Origin of the sequence: Sulfoacidibacillus thermotolerans, assembly GCF_003144315.1 — a bacterium.
Lineage (GTDB): Bacteria > Bacillota > Bacilli > Alicyclobacillales > SLC66 > Sulfoacidibacillus > Sulfoacidibacillus thermotolerans.
Map to the genome: position 1 here is coordinate 1 of NZ_MPDK01000008.1, position 19803 is coordinate 19803.

Consider the following 19803-nt stretch of genomic DNA (forward strand, 5'->3'; position numbering starts at 1 on the left):
ACGGTAGGTTTGTCGCCAACCCCCGTTCGGGACTTACACCCTAAAGATTCCGCCCATGCCGGGCGTACAATAAACTTTGGCGCCCAGATACACTTGGCGCCAAAGTAATCTGTTAAGGTCCCTGCAACAACGTCCTGCCCGTATAATAAAATCCGAGGATCTGTATGTAATTCATCCCTGCATTAGCCAGATATTCCGATCCCCACTGTGCCATTTTTTGTGAGTGGTTGTACATCCAGTTCGCGTTATTAGGAATCCCTGCGCGGAAATCCAAAGGGCCAATTCCCCCGTTGGTATACACATACGCATAAGGCCAAATGTTTCGCACCGCTTGATCTGTTTCAAAACGACCACTCATATACTTATATTCCTGAAAATTGGTCGTATTATCCACATCAAACGTAAAACCATCAATCGTCACAGGGTGCAAAACATGATACCACCCAAACATTTTGACAGCCATCGCTCCAGCCTTCAACGCTTCTGGCTTCCAATTTGAGAACCATTCATTGGGTAACACGTCCGAGCAATACTCCTGAAAACCAACCGTTTGGACCCACAAAATTTGCCCGCGCGGATCATTATTCGCTCGAATGGCTACATGAATGACGCTTGGCAGGGGAGTATTGTAAATCGTATGATAGGCATACACTTGCCCATGAGCACTTGGTACAACCACAGCGCCACCCCAAAGTAGTACGGCGAATAAAGCCATCGCGGCAATCCATGGCCTTTTCATCTATCCGAGCCCTCCTTGAATAAGGCATAGCAAAAAGCGCAAGTCCCTGAACATACGGATCACAGATGACCTCACCGTGTCCGTGGACTCCATGGCGCATAATTTAACTCCCCAGGAATCGGTGGCTGTTTCTTCAATTTTTGCATCTCTGCGTAATGATTGATTAACCCTATGATCGTCAAGCGGTGAATTGCACCTAACTCTGCGTGCGGTTCATTGCGTTGATTCGGCACAATCGGATTTAGCGTAACCGGTTGAATTTGCCCTTGCTCAACGGGTACATCAAAGACGATTGTCTCGTTATAGCCGTCAGCAAATAACAAGGCCGTCACAGTGCCCATTTTTCGAACTGGAGCAAATCTGCGATCTGTTGGTGTCGCAATCCGCGCGTCCCAAACCCCTTCACGATTAGTCAAACCTGTTTCAATAATTTTGCCGCGGTTGTCGACGACCGTAACGCGAGCCCCTTCAATTTTTTTCATTTGTACATTTGCTACTCGAAACTCAACTGTCACGGCCCCTCCCGAAGAAATCTTTAACTCTTTTGCTTGAACCCTGGCATCCTTTGCAGAGGCAAGATTCATGCCCATCATCACGATGAGAACAGCGAATACAGATCCCCATTTTTTCATATGGCCATCCCTTCTTTCCTTTGATATCGCTTCCAACCACACACTCCCTATCATTCCAATGTACTTTCATCCCTATTCCACGCGTGTTTCTCCAACATTCGACACGCGCTACACGTGAAACAAAAATAGCGTTCAAGCGCAAAATCGCTGAACGCGTTGTCATTCATATAGAGGTGACATACCCTATAACTAATTTTCAAAATTACAGTAACTGGTTCGTACTGTTATTTCAAGTGTACCTTTAACACTTGCATCAGTTCTTCAATTTTTTCGTCCCCTTGATTTGTGCGGATGGCGTCCGCCACACAACCACGCGTATGACTTTCGATCAACGCTAACTCCACCTTCCCAAGCGCCGCTTTGATCGAAGAAATTTGTGCGAGGATATCTACACAATAGCGATCATCCTCCAGCATTTTTTGAATTCCGCGCACTTGCCCCTCAATGCGCCGCAAACGAACCAACAGGTCGTCACGGTTTTGCTGATACAAATGCATCTACCCACCCCCATCCTAATTTATAGTATACCCATGTACCGTATATGTCAAAACGGCGCAGATTATCTATCTACGTCGTAGTACTTGTGAAGGATCGATTATAACCCATAGTTTTTCCGCACAAAATCGCGAAATTCATTCAGTGGCATGGGTTTACTCAACAAATAACCTTGAATTTCATCACATCCGTGTTGCCGTAAAAAGTCGAGTTGCGCTTCAGTCTCTACTCCCTCCGCAATCACATGCATTTGCAATTGATGGCCAAGGGCAATCATCACTGTAACGATCGCTGCAGTACTCTCATCATGTACCTCACGAATAAATGATTGATCGATCTTTAAGGCATTAACAGGAAACCGCTTCAAATATCCTAGAGAAGAATACCCCATTCCAAAATCATCAATTGCGATCCGAACACCAATCTGCTTTAGGAGCAGCAATTTGTTCAACGTTTCTTCTGTATTATCCATCAGTGTCGTCTCAGTAATCTCAACTTCAACAAAACTAGGATCCACGCCAGTTTCTTCAAATATTTGTCTGAGTTTATAGATGAACTGTGGATGTTGAAATTGTTTTGGCGAAACATTGACTGCGATCGGCAAAAGAGGGAGCCCTAATTCAGTCGAACGGGTAAGATGCTCACACACTTTTTTTACTACCCACTCCCCAATAGCGACGATCTGACCGGTCTGTTCCGCAATCGGAATAAATTCACCTGGTGAAATTAACCCTCTCACTGGATGAAACCACCGCAAAAGTGCCTCGGCACTCGTGATATGCCCCGTTGCAATGTGCATTTTCGGTTGATAAAACACCCTAAATTGTTGTTCTTTTAATGCATAGTCAAGTTCTTCCTCAATCCACATTCTTTCTTGAATATTTGACTCCATAACTTGTGCATAAAAACGCACAGTGTTGCGACCGCTGTCTTTTGCAACATACATAGCCGTTTCCGCATTTTTTGTTAGGACATAAACGTCCTTCCCATGCTGTGGGTACATAGCTACCCCCATACTGACTGTAAGATGGATAACTTGTCCTTGCGCTAAGACAAACGGTTGTGCGAGAAGTTCATGAATCCTCTGCGCAAATTCTAAGACATCCTGTTCTAATAACGTGTCTTTCAGGATTACAACAAATTCATCGCCACCGATACGAGCAGCAAAGCGCTCTTCGCCAATTGATTGCTTGAGTCGTTCTGCAATCGTTTTAAGCAACAGATCCCCTGCTTCATGTCCAAGTCCTTCATTAACTGTTCGAAATCGATCGACATCAAAAAACAATATAGCAAATTGAGTGTTCTGCTTTTCAATTGCTTCTGTCAGTTCGCGCGTCGCCGTTTCCCAATATAACACGCGATTCGCAAGCCCAGTAATCGAATCAAAACATGCGAGTTCTTGAATCTTCTGCTGTCTATACTCACGTTCTACAGCAAGACCTGCCAAATGGACGAGCATCTCTAAAAGCCGTAAATCACTAGGAGCAGGTTCCCGATTTTGACCAAACACAAGCACGAAAATCCCCAGTATTTTATGGTCTCTTGTAGCAAGCGGGTACGTGCAATAAAAAGCTGGATCTTGGATCGAAGAGGGTACAGATGATGTAAAGACCGACCGCCACAGTGATTCCCCTGCCTGATAACCCCCTTCTCGCTCATAAACAGCTGCATGTTCTGCGATGGCTGTGTAAAAGTCCTTGGGCAGGTTGTTTCCTACATACTCTTGCAACCCTTGTTTTACAGCGTCATAGAGCAAAATTGAACTTTTTGCACCAGGAAATAACTGATCCACATATTCAGACAACTTCTCCATAATCGCGCGGAGATTTTCACCTTTTGCAATTCTTTCTAGTAGTTGATTTTGGAAAAATAAAATCGTATCTGCCCGTACGAATGTGTCTAATGGGCGACAAGACACCAGCAGACCGCTCACTAACCCGTCTTTTGTAACCCGCAAACTCGTGCAATCCACAATTACAGGAACGCCATGTTTCGTCCAAAATCGTTCATAGTGAACACGTTGCACACCTTCGTCATCTCGCAAGCGACAAAGAGCACATTCTGCTTCTGCAAGTACCTCACCCGCTGCTGTGCGATCGTGAAATAAGCGATGTGCGTGCTGACCTACCAATTCCTTTTTGGAATATCCGAGAATGCGAGTAAATTCATCATTGCAAAACTCGATGCAACCTTGTGCATCGACTCCATAAACCCCCAGGTCAATCGCCTGCAGAATAAATTCAGTATTGTATGTGAATGGTGTAGTCCGTCTCCCCATTTAAGATCCTCCTGGTGCCAATTCTCGCACTTTACTGCACCGCAAAGTGCATTCACATACAGCATCAAGCTGCCATGGCGATCTATTACAGTGGTATAAAAAATTTGCTCAAAGAAAACTCGACAGCATTCTTGCTAATTCGACAATTTTTACCCATTTGTTTTCGACATAAGAAAGAAAAAACCCTGCTGTCGAGATGAAAAATTTAACTCACTATGCAGAGATCACGGCCCCCTGTTAATCTTTATCTATTAAGTATCCCATTTTTTCTTTGCGAGTGGCATTTGCAGTTAGAATCTGCTTAATTATATAATTAAGTTACTTAAATAAATTGGGGGAGACTATGGACTCTGTTCATGCAATTGCACGCGCACTCTTCATCATTCACCATCGACTAGCTGGACGTTATGGTCCCCTTACACGACCGCAATTGAGAATCTTATCGCTTTTAGCGCAGAGTAGCAAAACGGTTTCCGAACTCGCAGATCAGCTGCAGATCTCATCCCCCGGGGTGACACAAGCACTGGATAAATTACAATTGCAAAATTACATCCGACGTGAACCTGTTCTTGAAGATCAACGAGCAGTGCGTATCTTTTGTACTCCTGCAGGCGCCGAGGCTTTACACGAAGCTCTGCGCCATTATGAGCAGCGCGTCGCGACACTTTTAACAAACTTGTCTAACACGCATCTGGAAACTCTATCGGGAATTTTGCAACTTGTTGTATCTGATGACAATGACACGTTAGAAAGATACGAAACAAAGGAGAGAGAACAATGAACCCAACCTCCATACCGTACACTTGGAGTGGTTTTAAATCTCTCCACAACAGCACGCGTCGACTCATATCTGCGCGCTTTTTACGCAGTATTGCGCAGGGGGCACTGGCCGTAGACTTCACCTTGTATCTGCGCGCTCGCGCTTGGACTGCGCCAGAGATTGGCCTCTTACTCATGGCAGCAGGACTCTCTGGGGCAGTCCTAAGCCTTTTTATCGGAATTGCCAGCGACCAAATTGGCAGACGTCTCTTTCTTTTAATTTACGAAGCCGGTCTCACACTGGGTACAGCACTCCTTTTAATCAATCACAGCGTTTGGTTATTGGTATTAATCGCCGTGTTATTTGGATTCGGCCGGGGAGCAAATGGTGCATCAGGTCCTTTCGCCCCTGCCGAACAAGCATGGCTTGCCCAGCATATTCCTAGTACAATTAGGGGATCTGTATTTAGTTTAAATGCAGCTCTTCAATTTTGGGGTATGGGGATTGGCGCTCTGCTTAGTGCCTATCTCGTACATCTTTTGCCTGGCGAAACAGGGCCTCACGCTTTTTACCCCGTGTTTTTCCTCAATCTCGTCATCGCACTCATTAATTACTTGCAAATTTTCACACTCAAAGAAACACCAATAAATCATGGTTCGAATCCACGGACTATACTCAAAACAGACGCAACGACAACAAAATCGACCGAACTCACGACAATTGTGGAAAATGAAGACTTACTGCGTAAAAAAGAAAACAGGGCATTATTTTTGCTCATCATCGTCAATAGTGTAAATTCCCTCGGAGTGGGCCTCATTGCACCGCTCTTGCCTTATTGGTTTTCAGTGCGCTATGGGGTTGGTCCAGAAGCGATTGGCCCCGTTTATGGTCTCACCTTCTTCTTAACTGGTGCCTCCTCTTTACTTGTAGGAAAATTATCTCAAAAAGTGGGACTCACAAAATCAATTATACTCCCGCGCTTACTAGGTGTTGCCACACTCATTGCATTGCCTTTTATGCCCACCTTCACTCTCGCTGCAATTTTGTATATTATTCGTTCAATTGTCAACCGGGGTTCGATGGGAGCTCGACAAGCTTTTAGTGTCGGCCTTGTTCGCGATCAAAGGCGTGGATTGGCGAGTAGTTTAAATTCAGTTTCATGGAATATCCCCTCTGCCATCGGCCCAGCTATCGGCGGTTGGCTACTTGGAATGGGAACCCTCTTCTGGCCGTTTCTCCTCGCTTCACTCCTACAGTTTGCTTACATCATCATGTTCAGTACGATGATGGGAAAATATGAGCCGCAAACACACACCTCACTCCCCTAATCCAATGAAGTCCTTATCTATTCTTTAAATTTACATATTTCTACACTCGGACGCTGCATCTGTATAGATGAGGGTTCGAGTTTTTATTTCAGAGAGAAAGATGCGGTTCTATATTGCAGATCTATGTTCCATAATCCATAATAATTTGCTATGATGAGCATAGAAAATTCGATCTACTCTATCATCCGTGCACACGCATAGGAGGTTATGTCCACATGTCAAAATATCAATGCCCCACAGGAGTTACGATAACTGGTACGTACACCCCTGAATATGCAGAAATTCTTACTTCTGACGCACTGCATTTTGTCGCTTCCCTCGTTCGAAAGTTTAATCCGACTCGCAAAAATCTCTTACAAAGGCGGATCGAACGTCAAAAGGAAATCGATAGCGGCATTCTCCCCGATTTTCTGCCTGAAACCGAAGAAGTTCGCAACAGTGATTGGACGATCTCCCCGTTGCCAGCTGATCTTTTGGATCGTCGCGTGGAAATTACTGGACCTTCAGGTGACCGTAAGATGGTAATTAACGCCCTTAACTCAGGGGCTAAACTGTTTATGGCTGACTTTGAAGATGCAAATTCGCCAACGTGGGAAAATTCCATTGGCGGACAGATTAACTTGCGCGACGCCATTGATCGCACGATTTCATTTACGAGCAACGAAGGAAAACGGTATCAGTTAAAGGATCAAGTTGCTGTTTTGATTGTGCGTCCACGTGGATGGCATTTACTTGAAAAACATATCCAAATCGACGGCGAAGCAGCTCCTGGAGCCCTTGTTGATTTTGGCCTCTATTTCTATCACAATGCAAAAAAACTTTTGGAAAAAGGGTCTGGACCGTATTTCTATTTACCAAAGTTAGAAAGTCACTTAGAAGCGCGACTGTGGAATGATGTCTTTGTGTATGCTCAAGAAATGCTGCAGATTCCACGTGGCAGTATTAAAGCCACTGTACTGATCGAGACGATCCTTGCCACATTTGAGATGGATGAAATCCTCTATGAACTGCGCGAACATTCTGCAGGGTTAAACTGTGGGCGCTGGGATTATATCTTTAGCTATATTAAAAAATTGCGCAACCAACCGGATGTCATCTTGCCTGATCGCGCATTAATCACAATGACTGTCCCATTCATGCGTGCCTATACGCAGTTTACTGTGCGTACCTGCCATCGCCGCAATGCCCCAGCCATCGGCGGAATGGCCGCCCAAATCCCCATTAAAAACAATCCAGCTGCTAATGAGGAAGCGCTAAATAAAGTGCGCCTAGATAAAGAGCGAGAAGCAAGAGATGGGCATGACGGAACTTGGGTTGCTCATCCCGCTTTAGTACCAGTCGCTCTCGCCGTCTTTGATGAACTGATGCCAACGCCAAATCAGATTGATCGCAAACGCGAAGATGTAACCGTTACCGCCGCAGAACTCCTTGAAGTACCAGAAGGACCGATTACAGAAGCGGGCCTGCGCACAAACATCAGCGTGGGCATCCAATACATCGAAGCGTGGTTGCGCGGTTTTGGTGCAGTACCAATCTTTAACCTTATGGAAGATGCAGCAACAGCAGAAATTTCTCGAGCTCAGGTCTGGCAATGGCTCCATCATCCGAAAGGAATTTTACAAGACGGTCGAAAAGTCACTGTCGAGTTATTTGACGCTTTAATGAATGAGGAACTCAATAAAATCAGGGAAACAATCGGAGAAACAGCATTTGCACAGGGAAAGTTTGAACAAGCAAAAGAGCTTTTCCGTTCTCTGAGCATAGCCAATGATTTTATCGACTTCCTCACCGTCCCTGGGTATGAACAACTCGCATAACCTCTAGATAAAAAGCGCCAGTAACATGTCGAAACTGGCGCTTTTTATCTGTTATCTTTCCCCTTTTACCAAAAGTGCTTGCGTTTGCTCTCCAAAACTCGAAAAAATTTTCTCATGTCGTTCAATCGTGGCTGGAATCTTTTTTATTTCGGCGCAACGTCCGGGTTTGGGAATTAACTTACCTGAATTACATAAATCCTCCGGGTTAAAAACGGTTCGAATCGCGATTTGCGCACATAATTCCGCCTCTGAAAACAAGTATTTCATTTCTTCAATCTTCTCAATTCCAACACCGTGCTCTCCTGTGATAGAGCCTCCGACATCAACACACACCTTCAGGATTTCTGAGCCAGCACGCATCGCCCGTTCCATCTCTCCCGGAACACTCGCATCGTAGCAAATGAGCGGATGTAAATTTCCGTCTCCCGCATGAAATACATTCGCAATCCTAAGCCCCGAAGCCTCACTGATCTCATGTATTCTCTGAAGCACCTCGGTAAGTTTGGTGCGCGGAATCACCCCATCTTGCACTAAATAATCTGGTGATATCCTCCCCATAGCGCCAAACGCCATTTTACGACTACTCCACCACAAGGCACGCTCTGCGTCTGAAGCGGCAACTTGCACTGTCCGCACGTGATGTTGCTCACAAATCGCCACAATCTGCTCTGACTGTGCAATGACACCTGCCGTCAACCCATCCACCTCAATAAGCAATACGGCTTCTATATCAGAAGGGTAGCCAACGTGATAATTGCTCTTATCGACAGCCTGCATCGCCAATTGATCCATCATTTCCATCGCCGCTGGAATGATTCCCGCTCCAATGATGGCTGTCACTGTGTCTGATGCATCGGCAACCCGATCAAACATCGCGAGTATCGTTTTCACAGCTTGTGGTTTTTTCAAAATACGAACAGTAATCTCAGTTGCAATACCCAGTGTGCCTTCAGATCCGATGAGCAAGCCAAGCAAATCATAGCCTACCGCCTCACCAAATGCTGCGCCTAACTCAACAACATCTCCAGTTGGCAACACCACTTTTGCCGCCACAATGTGATTCGTTGTCACTCCATATTTAAGGCAATGTGATCCTCCTGCATTTTCTGCTAGATTACCTCCAATTGTGCACGCTGATTGACTAGATGGATCTGGTGCATAATAGAAATTCTTCTGTGCGATCTGTTTTGTTAATTGCAAGTTAATATAGCCCGGTTGTACAACTGCACGCATATTTTCAAAATCAACATGCAGTAAATGATTCATGCGTACTAAACTGATCACGACCTCCCGATTCATAGCTGTCGCACCACCACTTAATCCCGTACCTGCTCCACGCGGTAAAAATGGAATTTTTGCGCCGTGCAATAGCCGTACAATTTGCGCCACTTCTTCCGTCGTCTCAGGAAAAACAACCGCTCGGGGACGTCCGCGCTCTGCGACATAGCCGTCGCATTCATATGCAATGAGCTCATATTCTTTATACAGGACTCTCTCGGGTCCAAGTATTGCAAGTAATTCATGAATGAGTTCTGATTGATTCATGCCTCCTCACGCTCCAACCGATAAGCTTCATCAAGTAATTCAATTGTATGAACTACCTCCATATCTAACTGTCCAGCTTGAATCCCTGCTTTTATTTGCAACATACATCCCGGATTCCCCATCGCCACAGCTTCTGCCTCGCGAGGTAAATCTGCAATCTTGCGCTCGCGCAATTGTAAAGCCATCTCCTTATGCGTGAGATTATAGATCCCAGCACTGCCACAACACCTGTCCGAATCTTTCATCTCAATGAGATGAATCCCCTCAATCGCTCGCAAAAGTTCCCGCGGCTGAGAACGAATCTGCTGGGCGTGAGCCAAATGACATGCATCGTGATAAGTCACTGTCCGCTTTAAGCGGGCTTTTGGCGGATCGAACCCCACTTCTATTAAAACTTCCGCTATATCACGTACTTTTTGTGCAAATTTCTGAGCTTTTGCAAAATATTCGGGATCATCGTTAAACAGTTCCGGGTACTCCTTCATTGCTGCGCCACACCCTGCAGCATTGATCACGATATAGTCAACTTCTGCCTCGAGAAAAACATCAATATTGCGGCGCGCCATTTTACGAGCCTGCTCACGATCTCCTGCATGTACCTGAAGCGCTCCACAACAAATTTGCTCTTTGGGCACTTTGACGCGCAGTTGGTTACGCTGCGCTACCCTTGCTGTAGCAAGGTTGATTTCACTGAACAATACGTCCATCACGCAGCCTGTGAAAAGCCCTACCGTCGCTTTCGCCTGTACAACAGGTTCTTGTACCTCAACTGAAAGTGCCGTCCGCGCGCTCTGTGCCGAGACCTTGGGTAACACTGCTTCCATCTCCCTCAAATGTTTGGGCAGCAACCGCAGTGCACCAGAATTACGCAACGCGCGCTGCAATCCCGATCGCTGATAAAAACGCAGAAGTTTGCGCGCGACACCTAGTTTACGAGGAGAAGGGAAAACACCATGCAAGAAGAATTCATGTGTCAATTTTGCCGCACCTGTTTTCGGTTGAGCATACAACGCTTGCCCCCGCGCTTCTTCGATGAGTGTTCCAACTTTTACTCCTGAGGGACAAACAGTTTCGCAGGCTCGGCAGTCTAAACAATTAAATACTGGGTCAATTACCGCTTGATCAAGCGGCATAATTCCTTGCCCCACGGCTTTAATCAAGTATACTCGGCCGCGCGGAGATTCATTTTCATTCCCTAGTTGTTGATAAGTTGGACAAACTTCTAGACAAAAGCCACAGTGGACACAAACCGAATATAAATCTTTTTCAGGGGCATCAGGCCAAACAAAAAAACCTTGATTTTGCATGTTCTCCGCTCCGTCAAATGACTCCACCGTCGCCGCATATGATGGCACTTTCTCCATGATTAGATCCCTCCAATAAAGCGTCCTGGACTTAAAATGCGACGAGTGTCAACTATTTCCTTTACCTGGTTACAGAGTCGCTGTACCTCCACTGCAACAGGCCCAAAAGTGTCAATCTCCGCATCATGCACTGTCGTTTTCAGTAACACAGCGGTTCCACCTACCGCGTGAACGAGATCACGACACTGTTGAATAATTTGCGCAATCTGCGTGGAAGTACGTAACTCTAAGTAAAGATGACCGACTCCTGCAGGCACTGTCATTGAGAGCGCGACAAGACCCTCTTGTGCAAAGCGCACCTTTAATTCATCAGCGAGTTTTGGCATTTGTTCAGGAGGACTCGAGATCCGAATCGCAGTCGAGATTTCCCCTAATTGTTGGCGATATTGGTGCCAAAATTCATCTGCAGCCGCATTTACTAAACGCATAAAAGTTAGTCCATAACTTTTGGCAAGCGACTCTAAAAATTCCGCCTGTACATCTGATGCAGCCATGGGCTCATCGCACCCAAGTGCAAGTAACCATTGCGCTCCTTCTGTAAACGAACCCCCGCTGATCCACTCACATCGACTAAAGACAGCTTCCGATTCCCTAAGTGTATTTAGCAATTCTTTCATCGCAAGAAAGGTTCCACTAAGTAAACTCAAATCACTTCGCGGCGGGAGAGGTTTTAGTTTAAATACGACTTGTGTAATTACGGCAAGCGTACCCAATGATCCAATAAATAACTTGGTCATGTCGTAACCAGCTACATTTTTCACGACATTTCCACCTGTTCTGATGACCTGACCATCTGGGTATACAACAGTGAGTCCAATCGTAAAATCGCGTAAGCTCCCATAGAGAGCTCGTAACGGTCCACTTGCATTTGTTGCGACAAGACCACCGATTGTTGCCTTAGGATCACATGCAGGATCAAGGGGCAGCATTTGTCTTTTGGCATTCACGATCTGTTGCAATTGTTCAAGTGTTACACCCGCCTGAACGCGGATCGTCAAATCTGCCGGAGAATATTCGATCACTTGATTCAGATGACTCAAAGAAAGAACAATATCAATTTTTTCACCCGCTTGCCCCATTTGAAACTGTGTCTTTGAGCCTAATGGCATCACGGTCCACTGACGGTCAAACGCGAGGTGTAAAAGCGCGGCAACTTGGGTTTCTACGACGGGTGAAACACAGACGACAGGGCTACTTTGCCCTGTCAATGTGTGCGCCAGCTGTTCGTCTATTTGTGCTTCTATGTGTAGTAAGCGTTTAATTTCATCGCGTATTTGAACAACTGCATCTTGCGCAAGCACTACTTACTCTCCCCTTTCCTTTCATTCACTTTACTTTGGCACCATAAACGACAATACGTGCGTCTGTAATACGACTAAAATTCCGAGTAATGCTGTTAGCACAAGACTATGGATGAAAGTCCTGCGAATAACTTTCCCTTCTTGGTTGCGTAAAGCTCCTGTCGATACGCCTGTCGACACGTTTTGCGGCGAAATCATCTTACTCATCACCGCACCACTTGAGTTCGTCGCAGCCATGAGGGTTGGACTAAGATGCAGCTGTTTTGCAGCGACAACCTGAAGATTCCCAAATAAAACATTTGAAGAAGTATCTGAACCCGTAAGAAAACATGCAATCCAACCAAGAAAACCGGAGAAAAAGGGGAATAAGGCGCCGAGTGTCGCTACTGCGAGACCAAGGGTGTAAGCCATGCCCGAGTAGTTATACAGATAGGCCAATGCAACAATCTCCATCACGGTGAGAATCGGGAATTTTAATTGCTCCCATGTATCTGCTGCCGCTAACCAAAATGTCTTCCATCCCGTTTTTAATACCAGTGCTGTAATGATTAAAGCAACAAGAATGGGTGTCCCAGATCCTAATGGTTGAAAAGACCAGACAGCCACATAGGATTTATGATAAAGAGTTAAATAAATGAGTTTATTCAACCCTGGCCATTTGACGTTCTGCACACCAATGCTCGCAATACCTAAAAATGTCCACACAATGACTGTAGCGGTGATGAGAATCCAGGGTGCCCAGGCACGCCATATCTGATTGCCACTTAATCCAGTTGCCGCTTGTTGCGATGAAAGTTCTGTTGCAGCTGCTGTCTCAAGGTTCGCTTGATGAATATAGGATTGGAACTGATCTGAATCTTTCGGCTTCCAAATACGCGTAAAAAGAACTAAAGAAACCAAAGCGACCATTGCAGCAAGTACATCAGGCAGCTGTGGGCCAATAAAATTAGATACGAGAAATTGGGTTGCAGCATAGGCAAAACCGCCTACGAGCGCTGCTGGCCAAGCTCCTTTGAGGGATTTCCAACCGCCCATGACAAGCAAAACATAAAAAGGAAGAAGGAACGCAAAAAGCGGCAATTGTCGCCCTACCATGGCAGACAAATTCGCAACAGGTAACCCTGTAACGGCACCAAGTGAGACAATTGGCACACCAAGTGCACCAAAAGCAACTGGAGCCGTATCAAAGATCAGCGTCAAAACGACCGCTTCAAGAACAGGGAAGCCTAAACCAACAAGTAGTGCTGATGCAATCGCTACTGGTGTCCCGAATCCGGCGATCCCTTCCATCAGGGCTCCAAATGCGTAAGCAATAATCAACACTTGCAACCGTCTATCATTCGTGGCATTTTTGTACATCCAACGACGAAACAGTTCAAACGATCCTGTTCGTTGACTAATGTTGTACAACCACATCGCTGCAAAAACAATCCACATGATTGGCCAAACGGCAAATACCGCTCCCAAGGCAACGGCAGAGAAGGCGAGGTGCGCTGGGATCTGCCACACAGTGAATGCCACAATCATTCCTACGACAAGTCCGCTAAGCGCTGCAATCCACGCAGGAGTACGAATGATGCCTAGTAAAACTAATACAACAGCGATCGGAATAAACCCAACCAGAAATGATCCAAACAGCGAATGCCCTACTGGCGTAAGCAGTTGATCGAACAAGCGCACCCCTTCTCCCTATACAAAGTTGCACAGCGCATACACGCCGGAAACAGCACTCGAACAATCCGTTCTATGATTTATAATGTTCTGATTTTTATTCCAAAAGTTTAGTATCAATGAATCCTTTTGGAAGTATGTACACTTCACCTCCAACAACTTTCGAATAAATGGAACCGCTTTCTATATAGTAGAACTAGAGTTATTATACTTAAACAAATCAAATATTTCAATCACAATTTTGTAACGAATGTGCCATATTTTATGATCGGAAAAGGTTGACTAGAAAAGAGAGCAAGGAAATACTCGAAGCAACAAGTGCGACCCCTTGCGCAATCGGCCAGTGACGCATGTGAAACCAAGCAAATGCACTACTTCCGAGAAGAAAAAACACAAACCACAGCAACCGCTCTGAACGGCGGTGCTGTCTATCCAAGCGTTTTAAAATCTCGCGCATTTCAATCTGTACGACAAATTCATCGCGTTCAATTTTTTGTAACACTCGGTCTAACTCAGGTGGGATTCGCACGAGGGAGAGACCGATCTCGCGCGCTTTGACCAGTGTGAATTCAGCCGCAGTCACTCCTTTTTCGCCGAAGGCATTGCGAATGACCTCAAATAACGGATCCTTCCAATTTGGCGCAGATTGCTCTGCCTCGTCGTGAAGTGTGCGATTCAATAACGGCAACGCTTTTTGCTCGATGATCTCAAGCCAATTTATTTGTGGCCATAAGGTGGTTACCACACCACTAGCCAAACCGAGCGCTCGCCCGATGAAAAGGTATTTTCCCTGCATAATCAAGGGCTCATCATGCAAAAATGATTGAAACTCTTCGAGAAACGCATCAAGCTCAGGGCCACGCGTTAAGCGCAGGCCACTCATGCGATCAAGCATGAATGCAATCGCCTTTTTAAGCACCTCACGATCAGCATACGGCTGTAAAAATCCAAGTTCATCGATTACTCGCACGACTCCATCTAAATCTCGAGCTAACGCAGCAGTGACTAAAGCAGCAAAGCGTTTTACATCTTGTCGCTCAAAATCAACCATCATCCCAAAGTCAATAAAAGCAACGCGACCATCAGCAAGTACAAGTAAGTTACCAGGATGCGGATCGACATGCACAAATCCAAACTCTAAGACTTGCTGCAGATAAGCGTCGATAAGTCGTTTAGCCACGTCAATCGGGCTGATTCCAAGGGGAAGATAATGATGGACATCTGTCACGCGCACACCATCTATAAACTCCATCACGAGCACGCGACGGCTAACTAACGTTTGAATTAAAGCCGGGATGACAAATCCTTTATCTTGAAAGTGCTTCCGAAAACGCTGTAAATTCTCTGCTTCGATTCGATAATCTAGTTCCCTCATTGTGATACGAGAGAATTCTACGTAGAGTTGCCATACTTGTAGGCGACGGCCAAACTTTGTAAAACGCTGCATAAAGCGAGCCAAACTGCGCAAAGCAGACAAATCAATTTCTGCCAACCGCTCAATACCCGGCCGCAAAACTTTGACTGCAACAATTTGACCGCCAGGCAACGTAGCCTTGTGTACTTGACCGAGAGAGGCAGCGGCTAACGCAGTGCGCTCAAAGGTCACAAAGAGCGTCGACAACTTAGCACCTAGTTCAGACTCAATCCGCGCTTCAATGGAGGAAAAGGAATTCGGGGGAACTGCATCTTGCAGTTGATTTAACTCACGTGTAAATGAAACTGGGAAGATGTCTGCACGCGCACTCAAATACTGTCCAACTTTGACAATTAGTCCTTTACGACGCAATGCAAAGCGGCGAAAACGCGTACCAGCCCGAGAAAAAACACGCGCTTGCGCACGTTCCCGCCGCTCTCCTTTTGAAAAACGACGAATTGCGCGCAAGCGCCAGTGGTCTAGCACAAAGGAAAGAGCCAACATAAAGATAGAGAACGAACGTACCCATTGTCTCAACACAAATACCCCTGCCGCTTACGACGTTAACGAAGAATCATCCGCAGCGCGATCGGTTGTTGCACCTTGTAACTCCTCATCGTCCCACACATCAAACGCCTCACGTAACTTGCGCCGAAAAGCTCTACGTTTTGCTCGAAATTCTGTGTGATCACACTCTTTATTCGAACGTCGGCTAAACCAGCGAAATCCACACAGTAACAAAAGGAATCTAAACATAGGGTCACCACCTGATCTATGATTGAAGAACAAGATCACTTCAACGCGGATGCTCTGATTCGACCATAGCGTGTATACAAATGAAAGTCAACAGTTGTCAGCTGATCTGATCAAACTGTAACAAAAGCAATGATAAACTACTGCAAACTCCTATACGTGAATGAGCGTCGTACCGAGTACCCCAATACCATACGATACAATCCCGACAATAATGCCAGCTGCCGTCATTTCAAGTCCACTTGCCCACCAACTGCGCGCAGTCACAATACTTTTCGCAGCACCAACCGCAAAATGCGCAAGTATACTCACAATAGCAGCCGCAACCATACCTGGAACACCACTTAAAAAGAGAAAAGGGATGAGTGGTAACACCCCGCCAATAAATGTCGACAAGCTGCCAACCGCCGCTGAAGTCCAGGGATTCCCTTTGGCATCCTCTTGGAAACCTAATTCCTCCTGAATCATAGCCTTCGTAAATTGGTCTTCGTCCACAGCTAATCGCTCCGTAATTTCCTCAGCCTCCGCTTGCGTAAACCCTTTTAATTGGTAGAGCAGTGACAACTCTTCACGCTCAAGCGCCGGATCTTCCTTGATTTCTCTTCGTTCATGCTCAATTTCACTATGGTGCAGTTCATTCTCTGACCGCGTTGCAAGCCAGGCGCCTGCCCCCATTGAAAGTGTACTTGCAACAGCACCAAAAAATCCACTTACAAGTACCGTATGGCTGTTGGCCGTATATCCTGCCACACCCGCAATAATGCCAAAAATAGCGCCAAGTCCATCATTTACCCCATAGATTGCATCGCCAAGCCAACCAGTCGATGCACGTTTGTGCCATGTTTCTCGACCAAGAATGCGTTGTAAAGACTCCGCCAGATGTTCTGTTGACATAGTGAAAAAACGGCGAATCGTCGCATCGTGGTTAGACTCGTCTTCATCAATTTGCTCAATTAACTCACGGATTTCCCCCTCCGGAACCAATTGGCGCAACGATTCATACCATTTGGCATTGCTTTGTTCAATTTCATCCAGCTTACGATAAATCTCTTCTGAACTCATCTCATTTGCAAGTTGACTTAGCCCCTCAAAACGCGGACTTCCAGCGCCCATTTCCTTTAACTTAGTCGCCCACACGCGCGCGTGCTCACGCTCAATCAACTCTAGTTTTTTCAAAATTTCTTTGCGCTTTGGATCTTGTTCTACACGCGCTGCGAGTTCATAAAAAGCAGCCGCTTCTTCCTCTTTTCTATAACTCTCAGCAAATGCCCGCCGCATCGTCTCATCGGCAGGCGACATTGGAACGGCCAAGCTTCCATCCTCCTCGCTTTTTTCTCTGAACCAAATTAATTAGATGTCTGACATTTTTTTAGCCAAAGGAAACACAAAACTGTTTTAAGTATATTACAAGTTACTTGCTTTGTGTATAGTCTTTATAGAATTCCTCCCCCAGTTCCTCCTCATTCGCCGCATTTACATATATAAGAAAATCCGCACCCATGACATCCCCTCATAGGTACGGATTTACACGTGCTCGCCAGTTCTTCGCTCTGGGTCCATTCCTCACACCTGCCCATGAGCAAATCCAATGATCACAAGCACGATCATAATGAGAATATATAAGCGCAATCCCCAAAAGACAGCACGCACCCATCCACGAACTTTCGCTCGCGTAAGCTCTACTGGCTGCATGTAGTCATCCGTACGCGAAACTAAATACACGCTGTCCTTCTTCATCGTATTTCCCCTCCTTTTAAAATAGGTGTGGCATGACGACAGATAAACCATAAATGCCATTAAGCACAACCAACAAACCAACGATTGAAAAGGCGGCGATATTTTGCCACTTGCCATTCGTATATTTTCCCATGATTCCTTCATCGTTCAGTAGCAGCAACAAGAACATCATCGCTGCAGGCATAAAAATCGATGCGACAACTTGTACTGTCAAATTTAAAAATCCAAGTGGTGCATTGGGAATCAGTACTACTCCTGCAGCAATAACCGCGCTTAACAACCCTGGCAGATAGAAACGCCATGCCTTACGCGCTGGCATATTGATACTCTTTGGCCAGTGAAACGCCTCTCCCATCGCCCAGGAAGTACTCGCCGTAAGTGCAATCGCCGCAATCGTCCCCGCTTCGACTAATCCCAGTGCAAAGAGGTCTTCTCCAACAGAACCCAGACGTTGTCCGAGAACCGTCAAGATTTGCTGAATATCAAAATTTCCAGCCCCTGGCATACCATGCACTAAACTTCCGGTCAAAATTACTAAAGCCAGTGCAACAGCCACCATCGCAGCTGTGCCAATCGCCGTATCGATGCGACCATGGCGAATATCGCGAACCGTCAATCCTTTGTCGACCACTGCAGATTGTTGGAAAAAGAGCATCCAAGGAGCAATCGTCGTACCAAAATTTGCAAGCACAACAAATAGAAATGAAGGAGTGAAGCCGCCAGGAATATTCCAATTAGAAAAAGCAGCAGTCACAGACGACCAATTTGGATGTGCCATGAGGGCAAGTGGAATAAAGATAAGATTACCTAAAGCAATCCAAAGCGACACTCGCTCCCATGTATAGTAGCGAAGCACTAGAAGAACAAGCGCATCCACCAGAATCGCAGCAATCGCACTGATCACATGAGGTACCCCAAAAACGCCAAGACCAAGCGTAATCCCAATAAATTCTGTAATCAGCGTCAAAACATTGGCCAGTACCAAATCAATCAGGGAAAACCAACCCCAAAATGCCCCATAGCGTCCCCAAATCATCTCCGCATGCCCGCGATGCGTCACAGCGCCTAATCGCACTGTCATTTCTTGTACGACGTACGCGATGACCCCAGACAACAATAAAGCGGGGATAAAAAAACCGATGCCGTAAGTGGCTCCCGTTTGTGCGTATGTGATCACGCCGCCCGCGTCATTGTCAGCAATCATCACTAACACTCCTGGGCCAATCAACACAAGCCCAAGCATCAGGCGAAAAAACCATCCCTTTTTTTGACGTAACGCCAAGACCCTCGCCTGATCTTTCGCGCGAATTTTTGCATCGTCATCAAATTCGATAAACTGGGCTTCCATCCCTTGGTTGTATGCAAGTTTTTTGTTCATCACACATTCCCTCCTTAAGGTGTAGTAGGCCGAATAACGGCAAAACAAATCCAATCCCCGTTCTCACAACGCAACGTTCTCGTCGACTGCCCGGGTCCGAATCCAAACCTACCACCACCTTTCGGAAGGAATTTTTTACTTTAGATTTGGACATAATAAAAACCCCTGAATATTACTCCAGAGGCATTGTAACAAACGCACCAAAAAATCAGCGCAGAAGTTTTCACAATCCCCCTGGTTGAGCTTTGGCACTATACGACTTAGAGCAATGCTCAGCCACATTAAGTAAAGCCTTAAGCCGGCAATACCTGTTCAACCCATTGGCGTCTTTCGACGTTTCCGGGCAGTGGCATATATTCGTATAGAAGCCTCGCCTAACGAGGACTGGTTATATGCAGTTCAATACAACTGAAAACGATCTTACGTGAGAACTATACCATCGGCATGAATCACTGTCAATGGACATTCGCCGTCATTTTGTAAAGAAACGATAAAGTTAACTCCTTACATCGAATAGTAGAATTGACCGAACTTAACAAACATTGCTATACTACTACTAAATTTCTGTTGTTGCAATCCATCATCTATTTA

16 protein-coding genes and 1 riboswitch are annotated in these 19803 nt (G+C 45.8%); of the genes, 3 read left to right on the plus strand and 13 right to left on the minus strand.

Annotated features, from left to right (window positions below; genetic code table 11):
* Positions 1-112 precede the first annotated feature (112 nt).
* The 4 genes from BM613_RS06285 to BM613_RS06300 form a co-directional block, all read right to left on the minus strand.
* Positions 113-739 carry a SpoIID/LytB domain-containing protein gene (locus BM613_RS06285; RefSeq protein WP_109430325.1) on the minus strand — a complete coding sequence of 209 codons (627 nt, stop codon included), beginning with the start codon at positions 737-739 and terminating at the stop codon, positions 113-115.
* Positions 740-810: 71 nt separating this feature from the next.
* Positions 811-1371: a hypothetical protein gene (locus BM613_RS06290; RefSeq protein ID WP_109430326.1), complete on the minus strand. Its 561-nt coding sequence runs from the start codon at positions 1369-1371 to the stop codon at positions 811-813.
* A 224-nt stretch (positions 1372-1595) separates the two neighbouring features.
* Positions 1596-1868 (minus strand): metal-sensitive transcriptional regulator, encoded by a 273-nt coding sequence (locus BM613_RS06295; RefSeq protein ID WP_109430327.1) that lies wholly within the window; start codon positions 1866-1868, stop codon positions 1596-1598.
* Positions 1869-1966: 98 nt separating this feature from the next.
* Entirely contained in the window at positions 1967-4144 is a 2178-nt protein-coding gene (locus BM613_RS06300) for a sensor domain-containing protein (RefSeq protein WP_109430328.1), read from the minus strand.
* 343 nt (positions 4145-4487) lie between these two features.
* On the opposite strand from BM613_RS06300, the gene BM613_RS06305 reads away from it, so the two are divergent.
* From BM613_RS06305 to aceB, 3 genes are all read left to right on the plus strand, one after another.
* On the plus strand, positions 4488-4925 hold the full coding sequence (locus BM613_RS06305; RefSeq protein WP_109430329.1) for a MarR family winged helix-turn-helix transcriptional regulator: 438 nt from the start codon (positions 4488-4490) through the stop codon (positions 4923-4925).
* Positions 4922-6232, plus strand: coding sequence for an MFS transporter (locus BM613_RS06310; protein WP_109430330.1), 1311 nt, complete (start codon positions 4922-4924; stop codon positions 6230-6232). Before BM613_RS06305 ends, BM613_RS06310 begins: the two co-directional genes overlap by 4 nt.
* 215 nt (positions 6233-6447) lie before the next feature.
* Entirely contained in the window at positions 6448-8049 is a 1602-nt protein-coding gene (gene aceB / locus BM613_RS06315; RefSeq protein WP_109430331.1) for a malate synthase A, read from the plus strand.
* A 51-nt stretch (positions 8050-8100) separates the two neighbouring features.
* Here the strand turns inward: aceB and BM613_RS06320 are convergent, their stop codons facing one another.
* The 9 genes from BM613_RS06320 to BM613_RS06355 all read right to left on the minus strand — a co-directional run bounded on the left by BM613_RS06320 (position 8101) and on the right by BM613_RS06355 (position 19212).
* Positions 8101-9594, minus strand: a complete 1494-nt coding sequence (locus tag BM613_RS06320; RefSeq protein WP_109430332.1) for an FAD-linked oxidase C-terminal domain-containing protein — start codon at positions 9592-9594, stop codon at positions 8101-8103.
* Positions 9591-10901, minus strand: coding sequence for a (Fe-S)-binding protein (locus BM613_RS06325; RefSeq protein WP_109430414.1), 1311 nt, complete (start codon positions 10899-10901; stop codon positions 9591-9593). The genes BM613_RS06320 and BM613_RS06325 overlap by 4 nt, the downstream gene beginning before the upstream one ends.
* 59 nt (positions 10902-10960) lie before the next feature.
* Complete coding sequence (locus BM613_RS06330; RefSeq protein WP_109430333.1) at positions 10961-12259, minus strand: FAD-binding oxidoreductase; 1299 nt, start codon at positions 12257-12259, stop codon at positions 10961-10963.
* Between the two features lie 30 nt (positions 12260-12289).
* On the minus strand, positions 12290-13939 hold the full coding sequence (locus tag BM613_RS06335; protein ID WP_245926281.1) for an L-lactate permease: 1650 nt from the start codon (positions 13937-13939) through the stop codon (positions 12290-12292).
* 253 nt (positions 13940-14192) lie between these two features.
* Entirely contained in the window at positions 14193-15881 is a 1689-nt protein-coding gene (locus BM613_RS06340) for an ABC1 kinase family protein (RefSeq protein ID WP_109430335.1), read from the minus strand.
* 18 nt (positions 15882-15899) lie between these two features.
* Positions 15900-16100 (minus strand): hypothetical protein, encoded by a 201-nt coding sequence (locus BM613_RS06345; RefSeq protein ID WP_109430336.1) that lies wholly within the window; start codon positions 16098-16100, stop codon positions 15900-15902.
* Positions 16101-16250: 150 nt separating this feature from the next.
* Complete coding sequence (locus BM613_RS15515) at positions 16251-17408, minus strand: VIT1/CCC1 transporter family protein (protein ID WP_245926282.1); 1158 nt, start codon at positions 17406-17408, stop codon at positions 16251-16253.
* Between the two features lie 252 nt (positions 17409-17660).
* Positions 17661-17834, minus strand: a complete 174-nt coding sequence (locus BM613_RS14990; RefSeq protein ID WP_181362923.1) for a hypothetical protein — start codon at positions 17832-17834, stop codon at positions 17661-17663.
* Positions 17835-17850: 16 nt separating this feature from the next.
* Positions 17851-19212, minus strand: a complete 1362-nt coding sequence (locus BM613_RS06355; protein ID WP_245926283.1) for an NRAMP family divalent metal transporter — start codon at positions 19210-19212, stop codon at positions 17851-17853.
* Positions 19213-19436: 224 nt separating this feature from the next.
* A riboswitch (M-box (ykoK) riboswitch) is annotated at positions 19437-19601 on the minus strand.
* Positions 19602-19803 lie beyond the last annotated feature (202 nt).